We start from the raw sequence: 26,522 nt of genomic DNA, 5'->3' as shown, positions 1-26,522 counted from the left end.
AACGGCTGCGGCGCCGGCCCGCGCCTCGGTCGGAGAACTGGACCGGTCCGACGAGCGTCGTTCGAATGTGACCCGTATCAAGGCCGCTCGGGTGCCCCTTCGCGTGTCACCCGATCTAGGGTTTTGGCATGGCACGACCACGGCGCATCGTCCTTGTCCGGCACGGAGAGTCGGTGGGCAATGCCGATGACACCGTCTACGAGCGTGAACCCGACCACGCGCTGCCGCTCACCGAGAAGGGGTGGCGGCAGGCGGAGGCGACGGGCAAACGGCTGCGGGACCTCTTCGGCGGGGAGCACGTCAGCGTGTACGTCTCCCCCTATCGCCGTACCCATGAGACGCTCCACGCCTTCCGTCTGGACCCCGATCGTGTCCGGGTCCGCGAGGAGCCCCGGCTGCGTGAGCAGGACTGGGGCAACTGGCAGGACCGCAACGACGTCATGGTCCAGAAGGCGTACCGGGACGCCTACGGGCACTTCTTCTACCGCTTCGCGCAGGGCGAGTCCGGCGCCGACGTCTACGACCGGGTGGGCGGTTTCCTGGAGAGCCTGTTCCGCAGCTTCGAGGACCCCGATCATCCGCCGAACGTGCTCCTGGTGACCCACGGCCTCGCCATGAGGCTGTTCTGTATGCGCTGGTTCCACTGGACGGTCGCCGAATTCGAAGCCCTCTCGAACCCGGGGAACGGTGAGACGCGCATGCTCCTGCTGGGCGAGGACGGCAAGTATCGACTCGATCACCCGTTCGAGCGCTGGCGGGACCCGCAGCCCTACTGGGTCACCGGATAGAGTGGCAGGGCGATGACCGCTGACTCCTCTTTCCCCGGGCGGCTGGAACGCGCCCTGGCCAGCCTGCGGGGACTGGCCGTCGGGGACGCACTGGGCTCTCAGTTCTTCGTCCCCGTGAACTATCCCCTGCTCAAGCGCCGTGAGCTGCCTCCGGGCCCCTGGCAGTGGACGGACGACACGGAGATGGCCTGCTCCATCGTGTCCGTTCTGGCCGCACACCGCCGTATCGACCAGGACGCACTGGCGCGCTCCTTCGCGGAGCACCATGACTTCGACCGCGGCTACGGGCCTGCCGTCAACCGCCTCCTCAGGCTCGTACGGGAGGGCGGCGACTGGCGCGAGCTGTCCTCGGCACTGTTCGACGGCCGGGGGTCGTGGGGCAACGGCGCGGCGATGCGGATCGCCCCCCTGGGCGCCTGGTACGCCGACGACCCCGAGCAGGCCACGCATCAGGCGGAGATCTCCGCCTATCCCACGCATCAGCACCGTGAGGCCGTGGTCGGGGCCATGGCCGTCGCCGCCGCGGCCGCCCTCGCCGCCGCTCCGGCCGGGCCGCCGGCCCCCGGGGCCCTGCTGGACGGTGTCATCGCGCTCGTACCGAAGAGCGCCGTCGGGGCAGGGTTGCGCCGGGCGCGGGACATGCTGGACTACAGCGACGCCACGACCGTCGCGGCCGTTCTGGGCTGCGGTCGGCGCACGTCGGCGCACGACACGGTGCCCTTCGCGCTCTGGTCGGCCGCCCGCGCTCTCGGCGACTACGAACAGGCCTTCTGGACGACCGCGCAGGTGGGCGGGGACGTCGACACGACCTGCTCGATCGTCGGCGGAGTGCTCGCCGCCGGGAAGGCGGGGACGCCGCCGGGGGAGTGGCTTGAGCGTGTGGAGCGGCTGCCGGAGTGGGCGTCGGCGGCGCCGTAGACGATCGGAGTCGTGCCCCGGAGCATAGTCGCGCTCGTAGGGGACGGCCCGTGTGGTGGCCGGAACCGATGCGCGCAGGGTGAGGCGGCCCCGGCCCAAGGGCCAGGACCGCCTCCGCCGGAAGGCACCACGACCGTGGGTACGGCCGGAGGGCTCTCTGTCGTCGTTCCCCGCCGTCCGGCCGGCGTGGGCGGCCCCTGCCGTCCGGTTCGCGGGCCGGACGACGGGAGCCGGGTCCCCTCAGCCTCCTGCGGGTCCCGCCGTGCCGGCCAGGGCCTCCAGGTCGCTCTTGCGTACGCGGATGACCACGGTCGCCGTGACCAGTGCCAGTACCGCCATCGCCACGGCCGGGATGAAGGCCGTCGAGATGCCGTGGGCGAGCACCTCGTGCCCCCAGGGCGCCGGCAGCTGGTGTGTCCTGGCGAACTCCGCCTTCTGTTCGGCCGTGCCGTTCGCCATGAGGTCGGGCACCTGCTTCTCCGCCTCGTTCCGGCTCGCGGTGCCGAAGATCGTGGTGAGGATGGAGAGCCCGAGCGAACCGCCCACCTGCTGCATGGCGTTCAGGAGACCGGAGGCCGCGCCCGCCTCGTGCGGGGCGACGCCCGAGACCGCGGTGAGCGTCAGGGTCACGAAGTTCAGGCCCATGCCGAAGCCGAACAGCAGCATCGGACCGAGCACGCCGGACAGGTACGAGCTGTCGGGGCTGATGAACGTCAGCCAGCCGAGCCCGAGCGCGACCAGGGTCGCGCCCACCAGCATGAACGGCTTCGGGCCGAGCACCGGCAGGAACCGCTGCGACAGGCCGGCGCCGATCGCGATGGCCACCGTCACCGGAAGGAACGCCACACCGGCCGCGATCGGCGAGTACCCCAGCACGTTCTGCACGAAGAGCACGATGTAGAAGAACATGCCGAACATCGCCGCGGCCAGGCTCAGCATGATCACGTATGTGCCCGAGCGATTCCGGTCGGCGAACATCCGCAGCGGGGTGATCGGCTCCTTGGCCCGCGACTCGATGAATCCGAAGGCCACCAGCAACACGACCGCCGTCGTGAAGGAGCCGATGGTGAGGCTGTCCCGCCAGCCGTCCTCCGCAGCACGGATGAAGCCGTAGACCAGGGACGCCATGCCGACGGTCGAGGTGAGCGCTCCCGCTATGTCGAACCGCCCGGGATAGCGTTCCGATTCGTTGATGAACCTCGGTGCGAGCACGGCTATCAGTACGCCAATGGGTACGTTCACGAAGAGGACCCAGCGCCAGTCGAGCCACTCCGTGAGCATGCCGCCGGTCAGCAGGCCTATCGCGCCGCCGCCGGCCGAGACCGCCGCGAAGACTGCGAAGGCCCGGTTCCGCTCGGGGCCTTCCGGGAAAGTGGTGGTGATGAGCGCCAGCGAGGTGGGTGACGCGATGGCGCCGCCCATGCCCTGCAGGGCACGCGCGGCGAGCAACTGCCAGGGCTCCTGGGCGAGTCCACCGAGCAGCGAGGCGAAGGTGAACAGCAGGATGCCTGTCATGAACACCCGGCGCCGGCCGAGTATGTCGCCGGCCCGGCCGCCGAGCAGCAGCAGTCCGCCGAAGGTGAGCGTGTACGCGCTGACCACCCATGTCAGATCGGTTGTGCTGAACTGGAGCGCGTCTTGAATGTGCGGGAGTGCGATGTTCACAATCGTCGCGTCGAGTACCACCATGAGTTGGCAGGCCGCGATGACCGTGAGCGCGATGCCGGGATGAGCCGCCCGGCGGGCGACTCCCGGCTTCTGTTCCTGGAGCAAAGGAGAGGTTGTCACTATGGAGCCCCCACGAAGTCGTTAGTGAACGACCGCGTTCACTGTCGCGTCAAACGGTAGTGAGTCCCCATCAGTGAACGCAAGCGTTCACTGAGTTCGATGCCGTGTGATTGCCCCCGACCGCTCGCCCCTTCCCCGAAATCCCCGCTTCCCCATGCTCAACGGAGACACTTAGATGGGTACTTCCTCCTGGACGGCCGCCTCCGCTCAGCCGGCTTCCCTTCGTCGACGTGGTGCTGTGCTCGAGCGCGCGATCCTCGAAGCCGCCCTGGAGCAACTCAGTACGGTCGGCTGGAACGGCCTCACGATGGAGGGCGTCGCCGCGGGCGCCCAGACCGGCAAGGCGGCGGTCTACCGCCGCTGGCCTTCCAAGGAGGATCTCGTCGCCGACGCGCTCCAGGCCGGGCTGCCCCGCCTCGACGAGGCGCCCGACCACGGGAATGTGCGCGAGGACCTCCTCGCGCTCTGCCGGCTGGCCCGCGAGGCGATGTACTCGCGCCCGGGTTTCGCGCTTCGATCGGTCATTCACGAATGCGACAACCTGCAGGCCGAGCGCTTCCACGGTGTGATCTACGACGGCGTCGTGGAGCCGACCCTCAAGCTGTTGCGTGAGGTCATCAACCGTGGAATCGAGCGGGGTGAGGTGCGGCCCGCCGCTGCGAACGGCTATGTCTTCGATGCCATTCCGGCGATGATGATGTACCGAGCAAAGATGTGCGGAAGCGAATGGATCGAGCAGGACATCGAGGAGATGATCGACCAGCTGATGCTCCCGCTGCTCCGTCCCGAGCAGGGCTGATCCCGGCCTTCCGAGCCGTCGGATCGCGGCGGCGGGCGCTTGCGAACGAGTCGCCGAGAGATGTGCCGCCGCCGCGGCAAACCGGGGTGTCGCACGGGGATCCGGGCGGCGTAGGCTAAGGGCGCCATGCCGTACGAACCACCTACTCACACCGTCGAGCGCTCCCTTCGCGCAACGACCGGAGCGAAGGTCATCGCCGGTGTAGACGAGGTGGGACGCGGTGCCTGGGCCGGCCCCGTCACCGTCTGCGCGGCGGTCACAGGCCTACGCCGGCCCCCCGAGGGACTCACCGACTCCAAACTGCTCACCGTGAAGCGGCGCACCGAACTCGCCGTGGTGTTGGAGCAGTGGGTGACGGCCTATTCCCTCGGTCACGCCTCTCCTGAGGAGATCGACGACCTCGGGATGACAGCCGCACTTCGGCTCGCCGCCGTTCGCGCCCTCGAAGTGCTTCCGATCCGCCCCGAGGCGATCATCCTCGACGGGAAGCACGACTATCTCGGGACGCCCTGGAACGTCCGTACGGTGATCAAGGGCGACCAGTCGTGTGTGGCCGTCGCGGCGGCCTCGGTGATCGCCAAGGTTCACCGCGACAAAATGATGGCCGAACTGGGTATCGACCATGCAGACTTCGGGTTTGCGGCCAACGCCGGGTATCCGTCCCCGGTGCACAAGGCCGCACTCGCGGAGCGGGGCCCCACCCCGTACCACCGCTTGTCGTGGGCGTATCTTGATGCGTTGCCTCAGTGGCGGCATCTCAAGAAGGTCCGCAGCTGGGCGGACGGAAGCGCACCGGAAATCGAGGGCCAGCTCGGCTTCGACTTCTGACCGGTTCCGATCGCACTCATGTGCCACCCGCCGACGCCGGCCGCACCGGCGTTTGATAGATATCAGCCCATGCCTCTCATTCCCGAGGAGCCTCAGATTCACGAGAGTGCCCAGGGTCCCCGCGCCACGCCGGCCGGAGGCCGCACCGCGCCGACCCCTCGTCCCGTGCCAGGACCGCGTCCCGCGGCCCCCCCGCGTCCCGGTCGTCCGGGGCCGAGGCCCATGCCGGCCCAGCGCACCCCGCGCGAACCGGCCAAGTCCGAACAGCCAGCTCCCTCCGTCAACCCACAGATCCAGCTCATCCCGGCCTCGGTCGAGGGCGCGCTGGACGCCGCTGAAGAAGCCGTCGACCTGCTGCTCGACTCGGGTCGTGTTCCCGGCGACGTGCTGGTGATCACCACCGGCGAACCGCATCCGTGGGCCGCACACGAAATGTCCTTCGGTGAGACCGCGTACTGGGCGCAGCACGACGCCGGTGACGACGTCTTCTACGCCGACGCCTCCGTGGCCTCCCGCGCCGCCGCCCGCCCGGTGGTCGTGGTCGCCGTCAACGGCGGCGCCGACGAGTCGGTCGCCACCGTGCTTCCGCTGGCAATGGGCCGGGCCGGTGCCCTGCTGATCGTCTGCGGCGACCCGAAGCAGATCGACTCGCTGCTCGGCGCGGGCGTCTGAGCGATCCGGGCCCTGTCCGGATCACTCAGGTCCCGCCAGTTCGCGCGGAGACCGGAGCCGGGTCACCCGGTTCTGGCTTCGGGCGTCGGCGGGAGCGCCGGATCGGCGGCCTGTGTGCGGTGGTCGATCCGTCCTGCTCTTTCGCCCGGGCGTCCGGTAGCGCGCGGACTGCCGGAACGCCGTCGGTGACCGCCGGCCCGGTGTTTCGCTGTGGCATATCCAGCTGTATCCATGGGCCAGGTCGGCGCGACGAGTCTCCGGCCGCCCACATTCCGCCTGCCGTTGTGTGTCGCGTCCCTGCGCGGCGCGCTTCGGGGTGGGCCATGGTCCGTCCGGCAGGCCGCCGTCGGAAGTGCCGCGGTCCCTGCGCGACCTGTCGCCGGCGGGCGGTTGTGCCGCCCTCAGCGGGCGGCGGCCCGGTGCATCACCTCGGAGGCGACTCCTCCGGTGCGCGGGAGCGCAGGCGGTGCCCCCATCGGATCGGTGCTCTCCGGAGCGGACTTCGAGTCCGGGCGGCGTCCGCCGCGTCTCTCGCCGAGAACCTGCCAGCCGTCACCGGTCAGCGTGATGTACGAACCACAGCGCAGTCCGTGCAGCGTGCAGGCGTCCCGCAGCCCCCACATCCACGCCCCGTCCTCCTCCGTCCACCGTGCGTCCCCCTCGCGGCAGTGGAGCAGCACGGCCGTCCGCACCGGCGTGCGGCGCCGCAGGTCGTGCGGAATCACCCGGCGCAGTTGGGCGAGAAGCGCGTTGCGGAACGTCCAGCCGTCCGCAGGGGCCTGGCGGCGCGTGAACGAGGCGCTCGCCCGCAGTTGTTCGTCCTGATCCAGGACCGCCACCACAACCGTGGAGGGGCGCGGCCGGTGCAGGGCATGGAGCCCGACGACGACTTCACGGGGGTTGCGCAGCAGCGGGATCCCTGCGGCTGCCCACTCGGCGGGCTCGAGCACCCGGGCCAGGGGATTGGCGGAAGCGGCGGACAGATCGGCGGACGCCGACATGGATGCCACCGGGGACGAAGCGAATCCGAAGGTCACGATCCTCCCTTCGGCTACGCGCCCACACTGCGGGCGAGGTCGGACTCGGGGGGTGCGCATCCCAACGGGCCCTGCCGGATCACGGACGGCCGTGCGGGGAGCGGACCTCAATTCTTGCCGTCGAACTGGAATGCGGCAACGAGCAATTGACGCCACCGGCCGGTTCCTGGCGATCTGTGGCCTATATCCCCTGCTGTATCTCTTCCGGATGTGTTCCCGAGCTCAGGCGAATGTGTTCCCAGGGAAGGGGCGGGTCACGCCTGCACGGCGAGTACCAGCGGCAACACCCCCTCTGCTCCGGCCCGGCGCAGCATGCGTGCGGCCACGGCCAAGGTCCAACCCGTCTCCGTCATATCGTCCACCAGCAGCACGGGACCGCCCGCGTTCCGCAACTCCGAGGCGAGCTCCGGGGGCACGGTCAGCGCACCGTCGAGCGCCTTGAGCCGCTGTGCGCTGTTGCTCCGGGGCACACGGGGGACGTCGCCGGAGTACCGAACGGAACCCAGCAGCGGCAGCCGTCCGATCTCGGCGATGCGCGCCCCCAAGGAGTGGATCAGCTGCGGACGTGTGCGTGAGGCCATGGTGACGACCCCCACCGGACGCGGCTGTGCGTCGGGTCGTCCCGAGGCCCAGCCGCCGGGTCCCTTGGCCCAGTCGGCCAGCACGCCGACCACCGCCTTCGCGACGTCGTCCGGGACGGGCCCGTCCTGGGCCTGAGGCGTCAGTATCGGCCGCAGCCGGTTGCCCCAGCCGATGTCGGAGAGCCGCCCGAGCGCTCGCCCCGGCGCGGCCTGTTCCGCGGCCGGGATGCGTCCCTTCAGCTCCACACCGACCGCAGGCAGACCCGTGGGCCACATCTTGCGGGGTTCGACCTCGACACCCGCGCGGCCGAGTTCACCGAGCGCCGCATCCAGCGCGGCAGGAGAGACCGTGTCGGTGAACCGCGGTCCCGTGCAGGAGTCGCAGCGTCCGCAGGGGGCGGCGCCCTCGTCGTCCAGCTGCCGCCGCAGGAACTCCATGCGGCAGCCCGTCGTGCTCACGTAGTCGCGCATCGCCTGCTGCTCGGTCTCGCGTTGCTTTGCCACCCAGGCGTAGCGCTCGGTGTCGTACGTCCACGGGACGCCCGTCGCGATCCAGCCGCCCTGCACACGGCGCACCGCGCCGTCCACGTCCAGCACCTTGAGCATCGTCTCGAGTCTGGACCGGCGCAGTTCGACCAGCGGCTCGAGGGCGGGCAGCGACAAGGGCCGGTCCGACCGGGCAAGAGCGTCCAGAGTGCGCCGCACCTGCTCCTCCGGGGGAAACGCGATCGACGCGAAGTACTCCCAGATCGCCTGGTCCTCCTTGCCCGGAAGCAGCAGCACCTCGGCGTGCTCGACACCGCGTCCCGCCCGCCCCACCTGCTGGTAGTAGGCGATCGGGGACGACGGTGAACCGAGGTGCACCACGAAGCCGAGGTCGGGCTTGTCGAAGCCCATCCCGAGGGCCGACGTGGCGACCAGCGCCTTGACCCGGTTGGCCAGCAGGTCCTCCTCCGCCTGCTGCCGATCGGCGTTCTCCGTCTTGCCGGTGTACGAGGCCACGGTGTGCCCGCACTGCCTCAGGAACGCGGTGACCTCCTCGGCAGCCGCCACGGTGAGCGTGTAGATGATGCCGGAACCCGGCAGCTCGTCGAGGTGGTCGGCGAGCCAGGCCATACGGTGGGCGGCGTCCGGAAGCCGCAGCACGCCGAGGCTCAGACTTTCCCGGTCCAGCGGGCCACGCAGCACCAGCGCGTCCGTACCGGCCCCGGTACCGAGCTGTTCCGCCACGTCCGCCGTCACCCGCGCGTTGGCCGTCGCGGTCGTGGCCAGCACCGGCACGCCGGGCGGCAGGTCCGCGAGCATCGTGCGCAGCCTGCGGTAGTCGGGTCGGAAGTCATGGCCCCAGTCGGAAATGCAGTGCGCCTCGTCGACCACCAGCAGACCGGTCGCGGCCGCCAGCTCGGGGAGCACCCGGTCTCTGAAGTCCGGGTTGTTGAGCCGCTCCGGACTCACCAGCAGGACGTCCACCTCGCCCGCGGTCACCTCGGCCTGGATGGTCTCCCACTCCTCGGAGTTCGACGAGTTGATGGTGCGGGCGTGGATTCCGGCCCGTGCCGCGGCCTCGACCTGGTTGCGCATGAGGGCGAGGAGGGGCGAGACGATGACGGTGGGGCCCGCGCCGCGCTCACGCAGGAGCGCGGTCGCGACGAAGTAGACCGCGGACTTGCCCCAGCCGGTGCGCTGTACGACCAGGGCTCTGCGCCCGTGCGCCACGAGGGCCTCGATGGCGCTCCACTGATCCTCGCGCAGCCGGGCCTCACCGGCCGGGGCGCCGACGAGCCGGGCGAGCACCGCGTCGGCGGCGGCCCGCAGCTCGCCCCCGGCCCCGGTGCGGGGTGGGTCCAGAGGGGCGGATCCCGAGATAGGGGTGCCCGTCGGCGTGGACGTGGTTCCATGCGTCGTGCGGCGCGGCTGTTCGTCGGTCATGGCATCCATGCAACCTGATCGGTCCGACATCGCGCGAACGAACCTCGTTCGCCTGTGGACAAAACCTGGCGTGCTCATGGCCGTGGTTATCCACAGGCCGAAACGGGATGTGAGGATCCGCGAGATCGTCGCGGCATGACGAACCACGACGAAGCTGCCGGCTCGTCCGGCACCGGTGACATGGGCGCATCCGCACACACCGGCGGCGAGCCCTCAGTACGCGAAGGACACGGACGCTTGGCGGGCCCGTGCAGTGAGACCCAGGTCACGCTGCGTTCCCCGGCCGAACTGGCCGACGCCCTGCCGTATCTGCTGGGGTACCGGCCCGAGGACAGCGTTGTGCTGGTCGCCCTGCACGATCGTGAGGGGCGGGGAAGGTTCGGCGGGCGGGCACGGCTCGGTGTCCCCGTCCTCCCCGACGACTGGCCGTCCGCGGCCCAGCAGCTGGCGCACGGCCTGGTGGACGGCAGCCGGCGCAGAGGGGCCAGGCCGGAAGCCATGATCGCCTACGTCGTCCAGGAACCGGTGGGCGGTGAGACGGGCCGTGACGTGATGGAGCGCCTGCGGCCGCTCGCCCAGTTGCTGCGCACGGCCTGCGGCAGCCTCGACGTTCCCGTGGTGGAGGCCCTGTGCATCTCCGACGGTCGCTTCTGGTCGTACTGCTGCGCGAGTCCCGTCTGCTGTCCCGCCGAGGGGCGGACGATGGGCCTTCCCGGCACCTCGGTGCTGGCTGCCGCGGCCGCCTATGCCGGTCTTCAGGTGCGCGGCACCCTCAAGGAGTTCAGGGTGCGGCTCAGTCCTCGGCAGACGTCCGACGTCCTCGCTCAGGAGGCCGCACTGGACGCCGCGAGCTCGGCACTCGTCCCCAGGATTCTGAGCGAGGGCACGCGTGACGACGTCGCCGCCGAAACACTCGCGCTCGCCGAGCGGGTCATGACCCGCCTCGCCGAGGCCACGCCCGTCGCGGCCACGCAGGTGGTCGACCGTCGCGACGACGAACTGCTCGAGCACGACGAGGCCGCGGCCTTGATCCTCGGCTTGCAGGACCGCACGACGCGTGACCGCGCCGCTGCCTGGATGGAGGGGCCGGAGGCCGCCGTGGCCCTGCGTCTGTGGCGCGCGCTGGCCCGCCGTTGCGTCGGGGGATACGGCGAGCATGCCGCCGCGCCGCTGACGCTCGCCGGATGGGTCGCCTGGTCGACAGGCGACCAGCTCGAGGCCCGTGAAGCCCTGGCAATGGCCCTGGCTGCGGACCCGGAATACCTCTTCGCCCGCCTCCTGCACCAGGCGTGCAACGACGGCATTGACCCGGAGGCGGTCCGCCGGTGCCTGCGGGCAGAGCGCGTGGATGACGGAGGCCACGAGAGCACGGACGCTGTGGAGCCGGACGGTGATGCAGCGGCGACAGACGATCCGGCTGCGTCGAGGGAAGAAACCGGCGGCGACCGTCGTCCGGCGGCGCAAGCCGAGTCCGCGGGCGATCCGCCCGAGGAGTGGCCCGTGCCCGTCAGCGATGACGGCTGCCCCGTCGACGAACCGTCCGACGAATGGCTCACGACGCTCTCGGACGACGAGCCGCTGCCCGACACTCCGGCGGCCTCGAATCCGTCGACCGACAGCCGCCCGGCACTTGACGAACGGGTCGGGCCGACCACTGATGACGCCTCTGCCTCGACGGACCCGGTCACAGCACACCCCGATCCGTCGCAGCCCGCACCAGCCGCACGGCCACCCCGTGGCACGACCGCTCGCGGTGGGTATCGCCGGGCACGTCGGCTGAGCCGAGGCAGCCGGTCCTGGAGTCGTTCCGGCGGGGCCGCCGGTGACCGTCGCCGGCGCCCTGCCGAGGCACCGGCCGAGACACCGACCGGTGGTGACGGGCCCCGCCGCGCAGCGGGCAGCCCCGGCGGCCGGTCGGCGATCCGCCGCAATGGGCGCAGGTGTGTGAGGGGTGAAGCCAAGTGAGTGGCTTGCGCCCCCGGATCTACCGCCGTTCGGTCGGCTTCCCGTTCACAGGCGTGACCCGGGGGAAGCCCTTCCTGTTCACCTGTGTGGCGGAACCCGTGCTCGGGCCGCCCCGCCGCATCACGCACCACCCTCCCGAGCCCCCACCCGGCGCTCGCCGCCTCCCGAGGCGCCCCGAGCGCAGAGGAAGCCCTCTCATGCCCCTGCCCACACCGCAGTTCGCCCACGACGGCGACAGACCCACCCGCCATGGCACCTCGGCGTCACAGCCCCCCAGAGGTGTGCCGGTAGCCCCGCCCCGCAGTGCCGATGGGACGCCGCCCGCCTCACGCGGGAGCCGGACGCGAACGACCGCGGCTCACGCGCCCCGTCATGTCGCCGACCTGCCACCCGCACACACCGCCCTGATCTGCGTCGCCCTTCCCGGACTGGTGATCTCCACGGATCAGGGGCAGCTGACGGGACGAGGACTGGAGGGGTTCTACCGCGCGGGTCGCCGCGTGCTGTCCCGCTGCCAGGTGCGCGTGGCGGGACGGGAGCCCCTGGCCGTGCAGGCTCGCATGATCGCGGCCGATTGCGCGCGATTCGTGGGTACCGTCCACGCGGCTGCGGACGTGGGTCCGGACCCGGACGTCGTCGTGGAGCGACTGAGGTTCGCGGACGGCACCGAGCGGATCATTCTGCACAGCGCGGCCACGCGCCCGCTGCGTCTGCCGCTGGAGGTGTCCCTGGCCACCGACCTCACGGAGCTGGCGGCAGTCGCCGCGGGGGATTCCGGTCCCGAAATCTCCGCCACCGTGCACGGCTCCGGGCTGCGCTGGTCCCACGCCAAGGGCGACTGCGCGGTCACCGCCAGCCCGCCGCCCGCCGATGTTCTCGCCTCCGCCGGGCTCCTTCGCTGGGAGATGGAACTGCCGCCCGGCGGGACACGAAGCGTGGAGGTGCGACTGAGGCCGGACGACACAGTGCCGGTCCGGGCGGTGGGTCACGGGACGACGAGCCCCTTCGCCCAGGCCCGGGCCACCGGCGACGACCCGAGAGTCCAGCCGCTGCTGAACACCAGCATCGAAGACCTCCAGGCCCTGCTCCTGCGTGATCCAGCCCGCACGTCCGACCTTCTCCTTGCGGCGGGAGCCCCCTGGCGTTGCGGACCGGCACCCGCCGACTGTCTGGCGGCGGCGCGGATGACGCTGCCACTGGGCACCCGGCTTGCCGCGGGCACACTGCGGATCCTGGCCGGTACCCAACTCGCCGGTCCCGGCCTGCGCGCGGGCATGATCCCGGGCCCTCGCCGCGACGCGGGCACGCATGTACCGCCGGGCTGCACGGGCACGGAAGCCACCCTGCTGTTCCCCGTCCTTCTCGCGGAGGCCTGGCGCTGGGGGCTTCCGGAGAGGGAGACCGAGGAACTGCTGCCCGCGGCCGAGAACTGTCTGCGATGGCTGCGCACCACGGTCGGCGACGGCGTTTACCTCTCCGATCCCCAGCCGGACGGGCCGCTGCGCTGTGAGACCCAGGCGCACGCGTACCGGGCGGCCATGGTCGGAGCCGATCTCCTGCACGCGTGGGGGCGGCCGGGCGGACCGGAGCTGCGCGAATGGGCCGAAGATCTGCGCGGAGCGTTCGGTGCGGACTTCTGGATCGAGGACCGGTCCGGCGGGAGACCTGCCGCCGCCCGTACCCGGGACGGGCGCGTGGTTCCGCATCTCGGGGCCGGCGCCGCGCATCTCCTGGACACCGGTCTGCTCGGATCGGGTGCGCTGGCCCCAGGCCTGCTCGACAAGGTGCGGACGGAGCAACTGGCGCGGCTGCTCGGCGGTCCCGACATGGACTCCGGTTGGGGACTGCGTGGCCTCGGCGCGACGGAAGGGGCGTACAACCCCTTCGGGCACCGCGGTGGCACGGTGCGGGCGCAGGAGACGGCGGTCGCCGTGGCGGGACTGGCCGCCGTCGGCCACGAGAAGGAGGCAGGCGCGCTGCTGGGCGGGATGCTCGCCGCGGCGGAGGCGTTCGGGTATCGGCTGCCCGAGATGTTCGGGGGCGAGCCGCGTGTGGAGGCCGGCAGACCGCTGCCGCATCCGGCGGCCTGCCGCCCCGCCGCCACCGCGGCCGCGGCCGGGGTTCTGCTGCTGACCACGCTCGCCGGTATCCGCCCCGATGTACCGGGCGGGACGGTGACCCTGTGCCCGGTCCGCAGTGCACCACTGGGCGAGATCGTCCTGACGGGACTGAGACTTGCCGGTGCGCCCTTCTCCGTGCGCGTGGGCCGGCTCGGCCTCGCCACGGTGGAGGAAGTCGCCGACGGGCTGCAGATGGGGGTGTGACCTCGGGTGACATGCCGCAGGAAGGCGGGTGGCGCCCCTCGATGAGGCGGGTCGGCGACAGAACTGGATCAGCTGCGGAAGCGGTTGCCGAAGGGAGTGTTTATCGTCAAGCAGACGACTATGATCGCGGCATGCCCTACGACCCGTCAGCCTTTCCGCCCTTCGCCGTTACCGTGGACCTGGTCGTGCTGACCGTGCGCCGCCATGCTCTGTGTGCGCTGGCGGTGCGCAGGGGCGAACCGCCGTTCCAGGGCCGATGGGCGCTCCCGGGGGGATTCGTTCGGGCGGACGAGGATCTGGCGCAGGCTGCCGCACGTGAGCTGGGCGAGGAGACGGGGCTGTGCGCCCATGACCCCAACGCACCCGTTCAGGACAACGGCGCTCACCTGGAACAACTGGCGACGTACGGCGACCCGAAGCGTGACCCGCGGATGAGAGTGGTGAGCGTGGCGCACCTCGCGCTCGCTCCCGACCTGCCGGCGCCGCGGCCCGGCGGGGATGCCAACAGCGCACGCTGGGCCCCTGTGGAGGAGTTGTTGCAGCAGGGCGGCTACGGCAGGGACGGGGAGCAGGCGGCACCGCTCGCCTTCGATCATGCGCAGATCCTGGCCGACGGTGTGGAGCGTGCCCGTTCCAAGATCGAGTACTCCTCGCTGGCCACCGCGTTCTGCCCGGCCGAGTTCACCGTGGGTGAGCTGCGCCGGGTGTACGAGGCCGTGTGGGGTGTGGCCCTCGACCCGCGCAACTTCCACCGCAAGGTGACCGGAACCCCAGGGTTCCTCGTTCCCACGGGGGGCACGACGACCAGACAGGGCGGGCGTCCGGCACAGCTCTTCCGTGCGGGCGGGGCCACGCTGCTGAACCCGCCGATGCTGCGTCCCGAGGTCTGACCACCGTAGGGGCATCGTTCGCGCAGCGAGGCCGCCGCGGACACATGTCCTATGGGGCAGTCGGCACGGTACCGACGCCACGGTGACCGAAAAAGCGGACATATCGCGCTATCTTGCATCAGGTGATCCAGGCGATCGGACTGACCAGCAATCCCCGCAGGGACCTTCCGCCCGCCGTCGACGACGTGTCCTTCGAGGCGCACGCGGGCCACGTCACCGCGCTCCTCGGAGCCTGCGGTGCAGGCAAGACGACGGCGCTCCGGCTGATGCTCGAACTCCAACCGGGCCGCGGCATCACCTACTTCCGAGGACGTCCGCTGCACCGCATCGCCCATCCGCAACGTGAGGTGGGCGTACTCCTCGGCGACGTCCCCGGCCATCCCGCGCGTACGGTCCGTGGGCAACTGCGCATGCTGTGCTGCGTGGCGGGCGTGCCCGTCCGTCGTGCGGACGAGGTCCTCGAGAGGGTAGGACTCGCCGGCCTGGGTCACGAGCCGCTGGGGACGCTCTCGCGCGGCATGGATCGCCGCCTCGGTCTCGCCTGCGCTCTTCTCGGCGACCCGCACACCCTCGTCGTCGACCAGCCCGTCCACGGTCTCTCCGCTCGCGAGGGGCGCTGGTTGCACGGCGTTCTGCGCGCGCACGCCGCCCAGGGCGGCACGGTCCTGTTCGCCACGGACGACCCCAAGGAGGCGGCCGGTAACGCCGACCGCGTCGTCACGCTCGACAGGGGCCGGCTCGTCGCCGACCAGGAGGCCGCCGACTTCGGCCGGACCCGGCTGCGCCCGCGCGTGGCCGTACGCAGCCCGCACGCAGAGCGACTTGGGGCGCTCCTCGTCAAGGAGGCGAGGGCGGCCCGGCGTTCGGTGGAGGTCGTCCATGAGGACGGCAACCGGCTCTCGGTGTACGGCAGTACGTGCGCCGATGTCGGGGAGGCGGCGTTCCGGCACGGCATCCTCGTGCACCAACTCGCTGACGAGATCGGTGACACGGGACTTGCTGCCGAAGCAGGGGCGGCAGCGGCGCCGTCGCCGTCGGCGAAGACCCAGGAGGCGGGTGATCTCCCCGCGTTGCCGCCGCCCGTCGGGGTTCGCGTCGCTGCCGATCCCCTTCGCCCACTGCGCTACGAAATGCTCCGTACCTCCGGTGTCGCCACGGCCTATCTCGTCACCGCCGCCGCGCTCGTCGTCTCCGTTCTCGTCTCCGTGATCCTTGCCCGCAGCGGACACACCCAGGGGCACCTGGTGGCGGCGGCCTGGCCGCAGGATCTTCCGCTGCCGCCCGCCGCGCTCGGCGCGGGCCTGCTCGGCGCGCTCGCTTTCGGCGACGAGTTCCGCCACCCCGTCCTCGCCGCGCACCGCGGGACCGTCCCGCGGCGCCTGGGGCTGCTGGCCGCGAAGCTCCTGGTCACCGGAGCCGTCGCGCTTGCCCTGGCCGTGCTCACGATCACCTTCGACTTCGAGGTCGTCGCCGTCGTCTTCGGGGGAGAGGTGGCGCGGGTCCCGGCTGACTGGTTTTCCCTCGTCGTGAGTTGGTGCGGGCTCGTCGTGGGGTGTGCCTGGGCCGGTGTGCTGGCCGCCGGGATCTTCCGGTCCACGATGGCCGGACTCGCCGCGGTGCTCGCGGTCCCCGTCCTCGTCGTACCCGTTCTGCAGCAGGTGCTGGCGAGGCCGTCCGTGGGGACCGCGGAGGGCCTCGCCGTACGGATGCGGGGACTCTCGCCGCTGCAGTGGCCCTTGGGCGGCGAGCGGTACCTGACAGCCGCGGTGCATGTGATCGCTCAACCCGTCGGCGGCGCACTGGCCTTGTCCCTGGCCTTGCTGCTCTGCGCGTATCTGCTCACGGTGCTGCGCGGCAGGGCCCGATGACAACCGTCTGTGCCCAACCCTGCCCGCCGTGCACGCAACTCCCCGGAAAGTGCCCATTTCTTTCCGATAAGGCGTCAATTGCGACGCTGTGAGCGATCACCCTTTCGTGTGCTTTTCACCAAAGACCTCAAGGCAGTTGAAGAGGGCGCCGACAAAGGATCCGTGAGTACCCTTGCGCACACCATGATGACCGCCGCCCGCTCCGCAGACTCCGGCCTGGCCGGACCGGGCGAACTCGACCGCTACCCCTACGCCGCGGCGCCCGCCGCCGACCGCGTCGGCTCACCCTCCTGGGAGGGCGCGGACCCGGAACTGGGTCGCGTCGGCCGACGCGCCGCGGGCAGCCGTGGACGTGGACTCCACGGCCAACTCGTCCAGCAACTGGGCCAGATGATCGTTTCCGGCGACCTGGGTGCCGACCGCCCCCTGGTACCGGAGGAGATCGGTCAGCGATTCGAGGTGTCCCGCACCGTCGTCCGTGAGTCGCTGCGCGTCCTCGAAGCGAAAGGCCTGGTCAGCGCCCGGCCGAACGTCGGCACCCGGGTACGTCCCGTGAGCGACTGGAACCTCCTCGACCCGGACATCATCGAGTGGCGGGCCTTCGGGCCCCAGCGCGACGACCAGCGCCGCGAACTCAGCGAGCTGAGGTGGACCATCGAGCCGCTCGCCGCCCGCCTCGCCGCAGGTCACGGACGTGAGGAGGTTCAGCAGCGGCTCGGCGACATGGTCGAGATCATGGGGCACGCCATGGGCCAGGGCGACTCCCTGACCTTCTCGCGTGCCGACGCCGAGTTCCACTCGCTGCTGATCCAGGTCGCCGGCAACCGCATGCTGGAGCACCTCTCGGGGATCGTCTCGGCCGCCCTGCAGGTCTCCGGCGGACCGGTGACGGGTTGCGAGCGCCCGAACGACGCGGCCCTGACGCAGCACGCCCGCATCGTCGACGCGCTCGCCGCGGGCGACGGGGCGGCCGCCGAGAGCGCGATGCGTCAATTGCTCACGGTCCACCCCGAGGTTGAGCGCGTGGTGCCGGCGCCGCGGGAGCACTGACCGCAACCGCGCGGGCGGTGCGACCGGGCGTGGGTGCCCGTCGTGCAGCACCGGGCCGTGCGGTCCGCAACCGCGCAGCGCCGTCCACCCGCCGTCGGACTCCGTCGGATCCTCCAGGGACCCGGCGGAGTCCGACGGGGACGGACGGCGTCGCCGGTTCCGGAGGGCGGCCGCGTCGCCGACGACGCGGAGCCGGTCATGGGTGTCGGCACCGCCGCAGGCCCCCGGGTCGATGGGGGGCTTCGGGGTGCGACGGCGCCCTGCTGCCGGGCGGTTGGCCTCCGGGACGACAACAGCTGAATATCTCTGCCCGTATCTGGACGTTTTTGAGCGGTTACGGGGTGTGATCCGGGCCACGCGGATTGGGCGTAACGCTCCGGGGCACTATGCGATGACCTAAGAGGTGACAGCCGAGGAGGGAATACGGACGCCGTTCACGGCGCTGTGCATCTCCCCGGCCCTTGCCCGCGCCGTCGGCCCATCCCCAAGCCGGCGGTCGGCTCCTGTCCTGGTGGACGGGGCCGGAAGCCGTTTTCCAACGTTCCGAGAGGTTGTTCGTGTCGGCCAGCACATCCCGTACGCTCCCGCCGGAGATCGCCGAGTCCGTCTCTGTCATGGCTCTCATTGAGCGGGGAAAGGCTGAGGGGCAGATCGCCGGCGACGATGTGCGTCGGGCCTTCGAAGCTGACCAGATTCCGGCCACTCAGTGGAAGAACGTACTGCGCAGCCTCAACCAGATCCTCGAGGAAGAGGGTGTGACGCTGATGGTCAGTGCCGCAGAGCCCAAGCGCACCCGTAAGAGCGTCGCAGCGAAGAGTCCGGCCAAGCGCACGGCCACCAAGACCGTTGCGGCGAAGACGGCGACCGCGAAGAAGGCCACCGCCCCAGCCGCTCCGGCCGTGCCGGTCTCCGACGACCCGGCTGAGGACGCGCCCGTCAAGAAGGCCGCTGCCAAGAAGGCGACGACCGCCAAGAAGACCGTCGCCAAGAAGACCGTCGCCAAGAAGGCGACGGCCGCCAAGAAGACGACGGCGACCGACAAGAAGGACGACGCCGAGCTGATCGAGGACGAGGTCGTCCTCGAGGAGACCCCCGGCAAGGCCGGCGACGAGCCCGAGGGCACCGAGAGTGCCGGTTTCGTGCTGTCCGACGAGGACGAGGACGACGCCCCCGCGCAGCAGGTCGCCGCGGCCGGCGCGACCGCCGACCCGGTCAAGGACTATCTGAAGCAGATCGGCAAGGTCCCGCTGCTCAACGCCGAGCAGGAGGTCGAGCTCGCCAAGCGCATCGAGGCCGGGCTGTTCGCCGAGGACAAGCTGGCCAACGCGGACAAGCTGGCCCCCAAGCTCAAGCGTGAGCTGGAGATCATCGCCGAGGACGGCCGGCGCGCCAAGAACCACCTCCTGGAGGCGAACCTCCGTCTGGTGGTCTCCCTGGCCAAGCGCTACACCGGCCGCGGAATGCTCTTCCTGGACCTCATCCAGGAAGGCAACCTCGGTCTGATCCGCGCGGTCGAGAAGTTCGACTACACCAAGGGCTACAAGTTCTCCACGTACGCCACCTGGTGGATCCGTCAGGCGATCACCCGCGCCATGGCCGACCAGGCCCGCACCATCCGTATCCCGGTGCACATGGTCGAGGTCATCAACAAGCTGGCCCGTGTCCAGCGCCAGATGCTCCAGGACCTGGGTCGCGAGCCCACCCCGGAGGAGCTGGCCAAGGAGCTCGACATGACCCCGGAGAAGGTCATCGAGGTCCAGAAGTACGGCCGCGAGCCCATCTCCCTGCACACCCCGCTCGGTGAGGACGGCGACAGCGAGTTCGGTGACCTCATCGAGGACTCCGAGGCCGTCGTTCCCGCGGACGCGGTCAGCTTCACGCTCCTCCAGGAGCAGCTGCACTCGGTCCTCGACACCCTGTCGGAGCGCGAGGCGGGCGTGGTCTCCATGCGCTTCGGCCTCACCGACGGTCAGCCGAAGACGCTCGACGAGATCGGCAAGGTCTACGGGGTCACCCGTGAGCGGATCCGCCAGATCGAGTCCAAGACGATGTCGAAGCTGCGTCACCCGTCGCGTTCGCAGGTGCTGCGCGACTATCTCGACTGAGCCTCGCTCGTAGTCCCCGGAGGGGCCGGTTCCCGTGGGAACCGGCCCCTCTGCGTGTGCGCGTCGCAGCCGAGTGGATCACTGTGGGTGTTCTACGACCATCCGACAGTGAGGAGTGTCCATGCGCCGCCACCTTGCCCGAGCCCTGGCTGTAGGGGTCGCAGCAGCCCTGATACCGCTGGTGTCCCCGGTTTCGGCGACGGCGGACAACGTCGTCATCGGAGGCTTCCCGGTCGACATCTCGAAGAGTCCGTGGACCGTCGCACTTTCCAGCCGTGACCGGTTCGGTGGTACCCGTGCGGGGCAGTTCTGCGGGGGAGTGGTGGTGGACCGTTCCAGGGTCCTGACCGCCGCCCACTGCATGAGCGCGGCCGTCCTGGGCGCACCACCGGGCCAGGTGCCGGACCTGAAGGTCATCACGGGTCGTACGGATCTCATGTCCGCCCAGGGCAAGGAGATCCCGGTGGCCGCCACGTGGGTCAATCCGACGTACAACAGCCTCACGAACGCCGGTGACTTCGCCGTGCTCACCCTTGCCTCCCCGCTGCCGGCGAGTTCGGTCATCGGCATGGCGGCGGCCGGTGATCCGGCCTATCAGCCGGGGACGCAGGCGACGGTGTACGGCTGGGGCGACACCACCGGCGCCGCGGACTACGAGCGCAGTCTGCGGGGCGCGAACCTTCAGGTCCTGCAGGACAATGCCTGCGGGAAGGCATACCCCGGCGGTCTGGACGGCAAGTACCAGCCCGCTTCCATGCTGTGTGCGGGCATGCCCCAGGGCGGTCACGACGCCTGCCAGGGGGACAGCGGCGGACCGCTTGTCGCCATGGGGCGTCTGATCGGTCTGGTGTCCTGGGGAAGCGGCTGCGGGCAGCCGGGCAGCCCCGGGGTCTATACGCGGGTCTCCGAGGCCGTCAAAGCGCTGAGCGGCGGCCGATGACGGTGACACGCGACCGGAGCTCCATCGCGTACCTCGGCGGGTGCCGCTCAGCGGACCACGCCTGCGTGACGGGGCGGGCGGCTCCTTGAGCGCTCTGCGGCGCCGTTGCGATGCGCCCTACGAATACGGGCGGCCACTCCGTGTGATCGGAGTGGCCGCCCGCTTCACCGGCCCAGGCGCCGGTGTCGGCTCGTCGGTACGCGCTAGGTGTCAGCGTTCGTCTTCCGAGGTGCTAGCCGGAACGGAGGTCAGCCGCTCCGTCTCGTCCTGTATCTCAGCGGCGATCTTCTTGAGCTCCGGCTCGAACTTGCGACCGTGGTGGGCGCAGAAGAGCAGTTCTCCGCCGCTCAGGAGGACGACGCGTACGTACGCCTGAGCGCCGCAACGGTCGCAGCGGTCAGCGGCCGTCAGCGGGCTCGCGGGGGTCAGAACAGTAGTCACGTCGCCTCTTCTCTAGCTCGACGAGCTGTCGTACCAGGGTCAACATCCAACCAGGCCGAAAACGTTCCCGCTCGCGGCTTATCCTCGAAAGATTCTTTCCGGGGCGGCTGGCTGCTGCCGGTTGGCGGCGAATGTGCCGTATTACGTCTGTATGTCGTACGGGTTCGCGCTGTTTATCGGTGGTCGCGTCCTCCCGGCGGCGTTGCCGGTTGTGGATGAGGACGTGCCCCGAGGCTAAATGGTTCATGCCTCGAAGGGAACGTGATATGTACTTCACCCCGACCGGGTGTCGAACGTCCGTGCGACTCTGGACTAGTGTGAGTTCTCGACGAGGGTGGCGGTACAACGGCTCTACCAGGCCTCGGTACCCTCGGTCCGGTGACCCAAGCCGGCCCGTTACCCCAAAGGGCCTCATCCGAAATTCAGCGAGGAGCGAACCGCGTGACCGCCGATACGTCCGTGCCGTCCACAGCGCTGCTGACAGGAGCAGACCGCGATGGCTCCAACTACACCGCGCGGCACCTCCTCGTCCTCGAAGGCCTCGAGGCCGTGCGGAAGCGTCCTGGCATGTACATCGGCTCGACCGACAGCCGGGGTCTGAGCCACTGCCTCTGGGAGATCATCGACAACTCCGTCGACGAGGCCCTGGGCGGGTACTGCGACCATATCGATGTGATCCTCCACGACGACGGCTCGGTGGAGGTGAGGGACAACGGTCGCGGCATCCCGGTGGACGTGGAGCCCAAGACCCGTCTGTCCGGAGTCGAGGTCGTGATGACCAAGCTGCACGCGGGCGGCAAGTTCGGCGGCGGCTCCTATGCGGCCTCCGGTGGCCTCCACGGCGTCGGTGCATCCGTGGTGAACGCCCTCTCCGCCCGTCTGGACGTCGAGGTCGACCGCGGCGGCCACACGCACGCGATCAGCTTCCGGCGCGGTGTGCCGGGGGCCTTCGCCGGTGAAGGCCCGACCGCGAAGTTCGAGTCCAAGAGCGGACTGCTCAAGGCCAAGAAGATCCCCAAGACCCGCACCGGCACGCGCGTGCGCTACTGGGCGGACCGCCAGATCTTCCTCAAGGACGCCAAGCTCTCCCTGGAGGCGCTGCACCAGCGCGCCCGCCAGACGGCCTTCCTGGTTCCCGGCCTGACCATCGTCGTCCGCGACGAGTTCGGGCTGGGCGAGGGCGGAAGCAAGGGCGAGGAGTCGTTCCGCTTCGACGGCGGCATCAGCGAGTTCTGCGAGTACCTGGCGAGCGACAAGCCGGTGTGCGACGTTCTTCGCTTCTCCGGGCAGGGCACCTTCAAGGAGACGGTCCCCGTCCTGGACGACCACGGCCAGATGACGCCCACCGAGGTCACCCGTGAGCTGGGCGTCGACGTGGCGCTGCGCTGGGGTACCGGGTACGACACGACGCTGAGGTCCTTCGTCAACATCATCGCCACCCCCAAGGGCGGCACCCATGTCGCCGGCTTCGAGCAGGCGGTGACCAAGACGATGAACGACGTGCTGCGAGCCAAGAAGCTGCTGCGCGTCGCCGAGGACGACATCGTCAAGGACGACGCCCTGGAAGGGCTCACCGCGGTCGTGACCGTGCGCCTGGCCGAACCGCAGTTCGAGGGCCAGACCAAGGAGGTCCTCGGCACGTCCGCGGCCCGCCGGATCGTGACGAACGTGGTCTCCGCGGAGCTCAAGGCGTTCCTGACCTCCACGAAGCGCGACGCCGCCCAGCAGGCCCGCGTCGTCCTGGAGAAGGCCGTGGCCGCGGCCCGTACGCGTATCGCCGCCCGTCAGCACAAGGACGCTCAGCGCCGCAAGACGGCCCTGGAGTCCTCCTCGCTGCCCGCGAAGCTCGCCGACTGCCGCAGTGACGACGTCGACCGCAGCGAGCTGTTCATCGTCGAGGGCGACTCCGCGCTCGGTACGGCCAAGCTTGCGCGGAACTCGGAGTTCCAGGCGCTCCTGCCCATCCGGGGCAAGATCCTGAACGTTCAGAAGTCGTCCGTGACGGACATGCTCAAGAACGCCGAGTGCGGTGCGATCATCCAGGTGATAGGGGCCGGATCGGGCCGGACGTTCGATATCGACGCGGCACGCTACGGCAAGATCATCATGATGACCGACGCCGATGTGGACGGCTCCCACATCCGCACCCTGCTGCTGACGCTGTTCCACCGCTACATGCGGCCCATGGTCGAGGCGGGCCGGGTGTTCGCCGCGGTGCCCCCGCTGCACCGCATCGAGATCGTCCAGCCGAAGAAGGGCCAGGACAAGTACGTCTACACGTACTCCGACCGCGAGCTGCGCGACAAGCTGCTGGAACTCCAGAGCAAGGGCATCCGGTACAAGGACTCCATCCAGCGCTACAAGGGCCTGGGCGAGATGGACGCCGACCAGCTCGCCGAGACCACGATGGACCCGCGTCACCGCACCCTGCGCCGCATCAACCTCTCCGACCTGGAGTCCGCCGAGCAGGTGTTCGACCTGCTGATGGGCAACGACGTGGCACCGCGCAAGGAGTTCATCTCCAGCTCGGCCGCGACGCTGGACCGGTCCCGCATCGACGCCTGACCTCCGCGTACCGCCCCGGCCGACAGTGCCGGGGCGTACGACGGTGATCCCCGCTCGGGCTCGGGGCCCGGCCGGCGTCCGGGTGCTCATCGAACGGGAGACCGGGACCGAGTGCCGGTCGGGCTTGCGGCCGGGGACGGGTTCCGGCCGCGAGCCGTGTGGCTTCCGGGCAGCTTGCCCCCGTGATCGGCGCGGTCGGCAGGGCGGACCGCGCCCGGCTTGCGGTCGGCCGCGGTGGGGCGACGGCCTCGGGGTTGCCCGTGGACCTTCGAGCGGCCGGTGCGTGACGGCCGGCCGCCTCCCATGTCCGCATCACACCGGTTTCACAGGCACGGCTCTCGGGGCTTCCGGACCGCGGCGGCGAGTGTGCGGGTGCGTGCCATCGGCGGCGGGTTTCCGCGGCGGCGGCCATCGGCGGGCGACGGACGGGACCGACGACACCCGGCACCGGCTCCGATCGGTATCGGCGGCCGTGTCCGACCGGTGCCCCTGGGTGTGCGCCCTTGCGACGAGCGGCTGTCGAGGACTTCCTCCACCCCAGGGTGGAGAGGGCGGGCGGTGCCGATTCCACCCACGATCCACCCCGACGCCGATCTGCTGACCTGCCGACTTCCGTAGCGTCCTGGGTGTCGACGGCAGATGCCGTCGGCTTCCTTCCCTTCCGCTCACGGAGGCAGTGATGTCCGGGCTGGTCAACGCATTGGTGATCGTGGCCGTGGTCGCCCTGGTGATCGTGCGCCAGTTCCGGGCACGCCGGATCGACGCCGACCGGCGCTGGTGGCTGGTCCCGGTGGTCCTCATCGTTCTCGCGCTGCGTCGACCCGGCCTGCTCGATCCCCATCACCCCACGGTGTCCGCCCTCCTGCTTGGCACCGAATTGCTGATCGGCGTGGCCACCGGGGCCGGCTGGGCCTGGACCACCCGGATATGGCTGGAGGCGGACGGCACCGCGTGGAGCAAGAGCACCAAGGCGAGCATCAGCGTCTGGATCTGCGGTATCGCCCTGCGGGTCGGTCTCTTCGCGGTCGGGGCAGCGCTGGGCGTCCACCAGGACAGCTCCGCCCTTCTGCTCGCCCTGGCGGGCACGCTGCTGGTGCGCTCGGGGTTCCTGGTCCGGCGGGTGAGGTCCCTCGTCTCGGCTGACGGGCCGGCCTCGGCGTACGGTGACGGCATGCGCCGGCCCGCACCGAAGGAGCGTGTGTGACGGACAATGTGTGGACGCGCTGGCCCTCGCGTGAGGCACTCTCCCGCAGGGGGGTGTCCGGTGCCCGGCGCGCGCTCGGCTGGTGTGGACGGCTCTTCGCCGCCGGAATGCTCCTGTGGACCACCTTCACCGGCGGCCGACTGCCCATGTGGGGCGCGGTGGCGGCCGCGGCCGGGGTGCTGGTGTGCGCGGTGGCGGGCTGGGCCTTCCACCGGACCACACTGCACCATCGGCTCCTGCCTTCGGTCTGCCTGCTCGCGGGGCTCCTCGGGCTGGCACTCGTGGGGCACCTCGCGGGTCTGCGCATCCCGGCGCTCGTGTTCTGGTGCGCCTGTGCCGTCGTCGCCATGGAACGGCTGCCCCTCGCCGCCGCCGTACCCGCCGCAGGCGTCGGTCTCGGTGCGTACGCCGCGGTCAACAACGACGACTGGTTGACCACCCTGGCCACCACGGTCGGCATCGCCCTCGCGGGCTACGTGCTGCGCCTCGACGCGGAGGCGCGGGGCGGGGCCTTGCGGCTGCTCGCCCAGGAGCGCGCCGCGCGGGTGGCCGAGGCCGAGTCGGCGGCCCTCGCGGAGCGGACCCGGATCGCACGGGACATCCACGACGTGCTGGCGCACAGCCTCTCCGCGCAGCTTGTGCATCTGGAGGCGGCCCGGCTTCTGATCGAGTCGGGGGCCGAGCGGGACAGGATCCTGGAGCGGGTCGTGGCGGCCCGGGGGATGGCCAGGGAAGGACTCGCCGAGACCCGGCAGGCGCTCTCGGCGCTGCGTGGTGAGATGTCCCCGCTCGAGGACTTCCTGAGTGAGCTCGTCGCCACGGCGGACCGCGCGGACGTCACCGTGTCGGGTGAGAGCAAACCGCTGCCCGCCGAGGCCTCGCAGGCGGTTCGCAGGGTCGCCCAGGAGGCCATGACGAACGTCCGCAAGCACGCCCCCGGCGCCAAGGTGAGTATTCGGCTGGAGTACGCCGAGCACCAAGTGATGCTGGACGTGCGGGACTCGGGGGGTTCGCCGGGCGAACTGACCGGCACGGGCGCCGGGTACGGTCTGCTGGGCATGCGGGAGCGCGCCGAACTGCTCGGCGGTTCGCTGGAGGCCGGGCCCGGCGAGGAGGGATTCGTGGTGACGTTGAAGGTGCCGGTATGACGGAGGAGGAGGGCGGCAGGCCGGCGCGGGTGGTGGTGGCGGACGACCAGACGGTGGTGCGCGAGGGCATCGTGATGCTGCTGGGTCTGCTTCCCGGCGTCGAGGTCGTCGGCGCGGCCGGGGACGGGGAGGAGGCGGTGAAGCTCGTCGCCGAGCTGTCTCCGGACGTGGTGCTGATGGACCTGCGCATGCCGCGCTGCGACGGCGTCGAGGCGACGCGGCGCATCCGCAGCGAGCACCCGGGCACCCAGGTCGTCGTGCTCACCACCTACGCGGACGACGAGTCGCTGTTCCCGGCGCTGAAGGCGGGGGCGCGCGGGTATCTGACCAAGGACGCGGGCGGCGACGAGATCGTGCGGGCCGTGCGGAGCGTGCTGTCCGGGGACGCGGGGCTCTCCCCGAGCATCCAGCGACGGCTGCTGGAGCGGCTGTCGGAGCCCGAGCGGCAGACGGCCGCGCCCGCGGAGCCGCCGGACGGGCTCACCGCACGGGAGACGGAGGTGCTCGTGCTGATCGCCGACGGACTGACCAATCAGGAGATCGCCCGCAGGCTTCATGTCTCCACGGCCACCGTGAAGACCCACATCAACAATCTCTTCGCCAAGACCGGGCTCAAGGACCGTGCGGGGGCGGTCCGTTACGCGTATGCAAACGGTCTGGTCAGACCGCCCTCGCGCTGAGT

General features: G+C 70.6%; 20 protein-coding genes. 16 read left to right on the top strand and 4 right to left on the bottom strand.

Annotated features, from left to right (window positions below):
- The first annotated feature begins 128 nt into the window (after window positions 1-128).
- Together RCR19_RS10185 and RCR19_RS10180 are read left to right on the top strand one after the other, a co-directional pair.
- A complete protein-coding gene (locus RCR19_RS10185) occupies window positions 129-788 on the top strand; it encodes a phosphoglycerate mutase family protein (RefSeq protein WP_331264855.1) in 660 nt (219 codons plus the stop codon).
- 12 nt (window positions 789-800) lie between these two features.
- The gene (locus RCR19_RS10180; protein WP_331264854.1) at window positions 801-1,706 is read left to right on the top strand and encodes an ADP-ribosylglycohydrolase family protein; all 906 of its coding nucleotides are present in this window, start codon (window positions 801-803) and stop codon (window positions 1,704-1,706) included.
- Window positions 1,707-1,946: 240 nt separating this feature from the next.
- On the opposite strand, the gene RCR19_RS10175 is transcribed toward RCR19_RS10180, so the two are convergent.
- Window positions 1,947-3,494: an MFS transporter gene (locus RCR19_RS10175; RefSeq protein ID WP_331264853.1), complete on the bottom strand. Its 1,548-nt coding sequence runs from the start codon at window positions 3,492-3,494 to the stop codon at window positions 1,947-1,949.
- A 175-nt stretch (window positions 3,495-3,669) separates the two neighbouring features.
- On the opposite strand from RCR19_RS10175, the gene RCR19_RS10170 reads away from it, so the two are divergent.
- The 3 genes from RCR19_RS10170 (at window position 3,670) to RCR19_RS10160 (ending at window position 5,793) form a co-directional block, all read left to right on the top strand.
- Window positions 3,670-4,293: a TetR/AcrR family transcriptional regulator gene (locus RCR19_RS10170; RefSeq protein WP_059132100.1), complete on the top strand. Its 624-nt coding sequence runs from the start codon at window positions 3,670-3,672 to the stop codon at window positions 4,291-4,293.
- Between the two features lie 126 nt (window positions 4,294-4,419).
- Complete coding sequence (locus RCR19_RS10165) at window positions 4,420-5,121, top strand: ribonuclease HII (RefSeq protein ID WP_331264852.1); 702 nt, start codon at window positions 4,420-4,422, stop codon at window positions 5,119-5,121.
- 69 nt (window positions 5,122-5,190) lie between these two features.
- A complete protein-coding gene (locus RCR19_RS10160) occupies window positions 5,191-5,793 on the top strand; it encodes a hypothetical protein (protein ID WP_331264851.1) in 603 nt (200 codons plus the stop codon).
- A 401-nt stretch (window positions 5,794-6,194) separates the two neighbouring features.
- Here RCR19_RS10160 and RCR19_RS10155 read toward each other — a convergent pair whose 3' ends face one another.
- Both RCR19_RS10155 and RCR19_RS10150 read right to left on the bottom strand, forming a co-directional pair.
- Window positions 6,195-6,830, bottom strand: a complete 636-nt coding sequence (locus tag RCR19_RS10155) for a hypothetical protein (protein WP_331264850.1) — start codon at window positions 6,828-6,830, stop codon at window positions 6,195-6,197.
- A gap of 254 nt (window positions 6,831-7,084) precedes the next feature.
- Window positions 7,085-9,340: a RecQ family ATP-dependent DNA helicase gene (locus RCR19_RS10150; protein WP_331264849.1), complete on the bottom strand. Its 2,256-nt coding sequence runs from the start codon at window positions 9,338-9,340 to the stop codon at window positions 7,085-7,087.
- A 135-nt stretch (window positions 9,341-9,475) separates the two neighbouring features.
- Between RCR19_RS10150 and RCR19_RS10145 the strand changes: the two genes are divergently transcribed.
- From RCR19_RS10145 to RCR19_RS10115, 7 genes are all read left to right on the top strand, one after another.
- Window positions 9,476-11,305, top strand: a complete 1,830-nt coding sequence (locus tag RCR19_RS10145) for a DUF4192 domain-containing protein (protein ID WP_331264848.1) — start codon at window positions 9,476-9,478, stop codon at window positions 11,303-11,305.
- 431 nt (window positions 11,306-11,736) lie between these two features.
- A complete protein-coding gene (locus RCR19_RS10140; RefSeq protein WP_331264847.1) occupies window positions 11,737-13,629 on the top strand; it encodes a glycogen debranching N-terminal domain-containing protein in 1,893 nt (630 codons plus the stop codon).
- Between the two features lie 131 nt (window positions 13,630-13,760).
- A complete protein-coding gene (locus RCR19_RS10135) occupies window positions 13,761-14,519 on the top strand; it encodes an NUDIX hydrolase (protein ID WP_331264846.1) in 759 nt (252 codons plus the stop codon).
- Between the two features lie 122 nt (window positions 14,520-14,641).
- Window positions 14,642-16,387 carry an ATP-binding cassette domain-containing protein gene (locus RCR19_RS10130; protein ID WP_331264845.1) on the top strand — a complete coding sequence of 582 codons (1,746 nt, stop codon included), beginning with the start codon at window positions 14,642-14,644 and terminating at the stop codon, window positions 16,385-16,387.
- Window positions 16,388-16,549: 162 nt separating this feature from the next.
- Window positions 16,550-17,437, top strand: a complete 888-nt coding sequence (locus tag RCR19_RS10125) for an FCD domain-containing protein (RefSeq protein ID WP_331264844.1) — start codon at window positions 16,550-16,552, stop codon at window positions 17,435-17,437.
- Between the two features lie 557 nt (window positions 17,438-17,994).
- Window positions 17,995-19,542 (top strand): RNA polymerase sigma factor, encoded by a 1,548-nt coding sequence (locus RCR19_RS10120; RefSeq protein ID WP_331264843.1) that lies wholly within the window; start codon window positions 17,995-17,997, stop codon window positions 19,540-19,542.
- Between the two features lie 121 nt (window positions 19,543-19,663).
- Window positions 19,664-20,482: a serine protease gene (locus RCR19_RS10115; protein WP_331264842.1), complete on the top strand. Its 819-nt coding sequence runs from the start codon at window positions 19,664-19,666 to the stop codon at window positions 20,480-20,482.
- A gap of 210 nt (window positions 20,483-20,692) precedes the next feature.
- On the opposite strand, the gene RCR19_RS10110 is transcribed toward RCR19_RS10115, so the two are convergent.
- Entirely contained in the window at window positions 20,693-20,923 is a 231-nt protein-coding gene (locus tag RCR19_RS10110; RefSeq protein ID WP_059132108.1) for a hypothetical protein, read from the bottom strand.
- Window positions 20,924-21,364: 441 nt separating this feature from the next.
- On the opposite strand from RCR19_RS10110, the gene RCR19_RS10105 reads away from it, so the two are divergent.
- From RCR19_RS10105 to RCR19_RS10090, 4 genes are all read left to right on the top strand, one after another.
- Window positions 21,365-23,488 carry a DNA topoisomerase IV subunit B gene (locus RCR19_RS10105; protein ID WP_331264841.1) on the top strand — a complete coding sequence of 708 codons (2,124 nt, stop codon included), beginning with the start codon at window positions 21,365-21,367 and terminating at the stop codon, window positions 23,486-23,488.
- A gap of 679 nt (window positions 23,489-24,167) precedes the next feature.
- Window positions 24,168-24,692, top strand: a complete 525-nt coding sequence (locus RCR19_RS10100) for a DUF1453 domain-containing protein (protein WP_331264840.1) — start codon at window positions 24,168-24,170, stop codon at window positions 24,690-24,692.
- Complete coding sequence (locus RCR19_RS10095) at window positions 24,689-25,840, top strand: histidine kinase (RefSeq protein ID WP_331264839.1); 1,152 nt, start codon at window positions 24,689-24,691, stop codon at window positions 25,838-25,840. Before RCR19_RS10100 ends, RCR19_RS10095 begins: the two co-directional genes overlap by 4 nt.
- Window positions 25,837-26,520, top strand: a complete 684-nt coding sequence (locus tag RCR19_RS10090; RefSeq protein WP_331264838.1) for a response regulator transcription factor — start codon at window positions 25,837-25,839, stop codon at window positions 26,518-26,520. The genes RCR19_RS10095 and RCR19_RS10090 overlap by 4 nt, the downstream gene beginning before the upstream one ends.
- The last annotated feature ends 2 nt before the right edge of the window (window positions 26,521-26,522 follow it).

This window comes from Streptomyces sp. WAC07094, from assembly GCF_036320405.1.
Taxonomy (GTDB): Bacteria; Actinomycetota; Actinomycetes; order Streptomycetales; family Streptomycetaceae; genus Streptomyces; species Streptomyces lannensis.
Note: the sequence above shows the minus strand (reverse complement) of the source record. Positions and strands in the feature narration are given on the sequence as shown.

Coding starts and splice junctions, on each gene's coding strand:
- RCR19_RS10185 (WP_331264855.1), top strand. CDS start 129: ATGGCACGACCACGGCGCATCGTCCTTGTCCGGCACGGAGAGTCGGTG.
- RCR19_RS10180 (WP_331264854.1), top strand. CDS start 801: ATGACCGCTGACTCCTCTTTCCCCGGGCGGCTGGAACGCGCCCTGGCC.
- RCR19_RS10170 (WP_059132100.1), top strand. CDS start 3,670: ATGGGTACTTCCTCCTGGACGGCCGCCTCCGCTCAGCCGGCTTCCCTT.
- RCR19_RS10165 (WP_331264852.1), top strand. CDS start 4,420: ATGCCGTACGAACCACCTACTCACACCGTCGAGCGCTCCCTTCGCGCA.
- RCR19_RS10160 (WP_331264851.1), top strand. CDS start 5,191: ATGCCTCTCATTCCCGAGGAGCCTCAGATTCACGAGAGTGCCCAGGGT.
- RCR19_RS10150 (WP_331264849.1), bottom strand. CDS start 9,340: ATGACCGACGAACAGCCGCGCCGCACGACGCATGGAACCACGTCCACG.
- RCR19_RS10145 (WP_331264848.1), top strand. CDS start 9,476: ATGACGAACCACGACGAAGCTGCCGGCTCGTCCGGCACCGGTGACATG.
- RCR19_RS10135 (WP_331264846.1), top strand. CDS start 13,761: ATGCCCTACGACCCGTCAGCCTTTCCGCCCTTCGCCGTTACCGTGGAC.
- RCR19_RS10115 (WP_331264842.1), top strand. CDS start 19,664: ATGCGCCGCCACCTTGCCCGAGCCCTGGCTGTAGGGGTCGCAGCAGCC.
- RCR19_RS10100 (WP_331264840.1), top strand. CDS start 24,168: ATGTCCGGGCTGGTCAACGCATTGGTGATCGTGGCCGTGGTCGCCCTG.
- RCR19_RS10090 (WP_331264838.1), top strand. CDS start 25,837: ATGACGGAGGAGGAGGGCGGCAGGCCGGCGCGGGTGGTGGTGGCGGAC.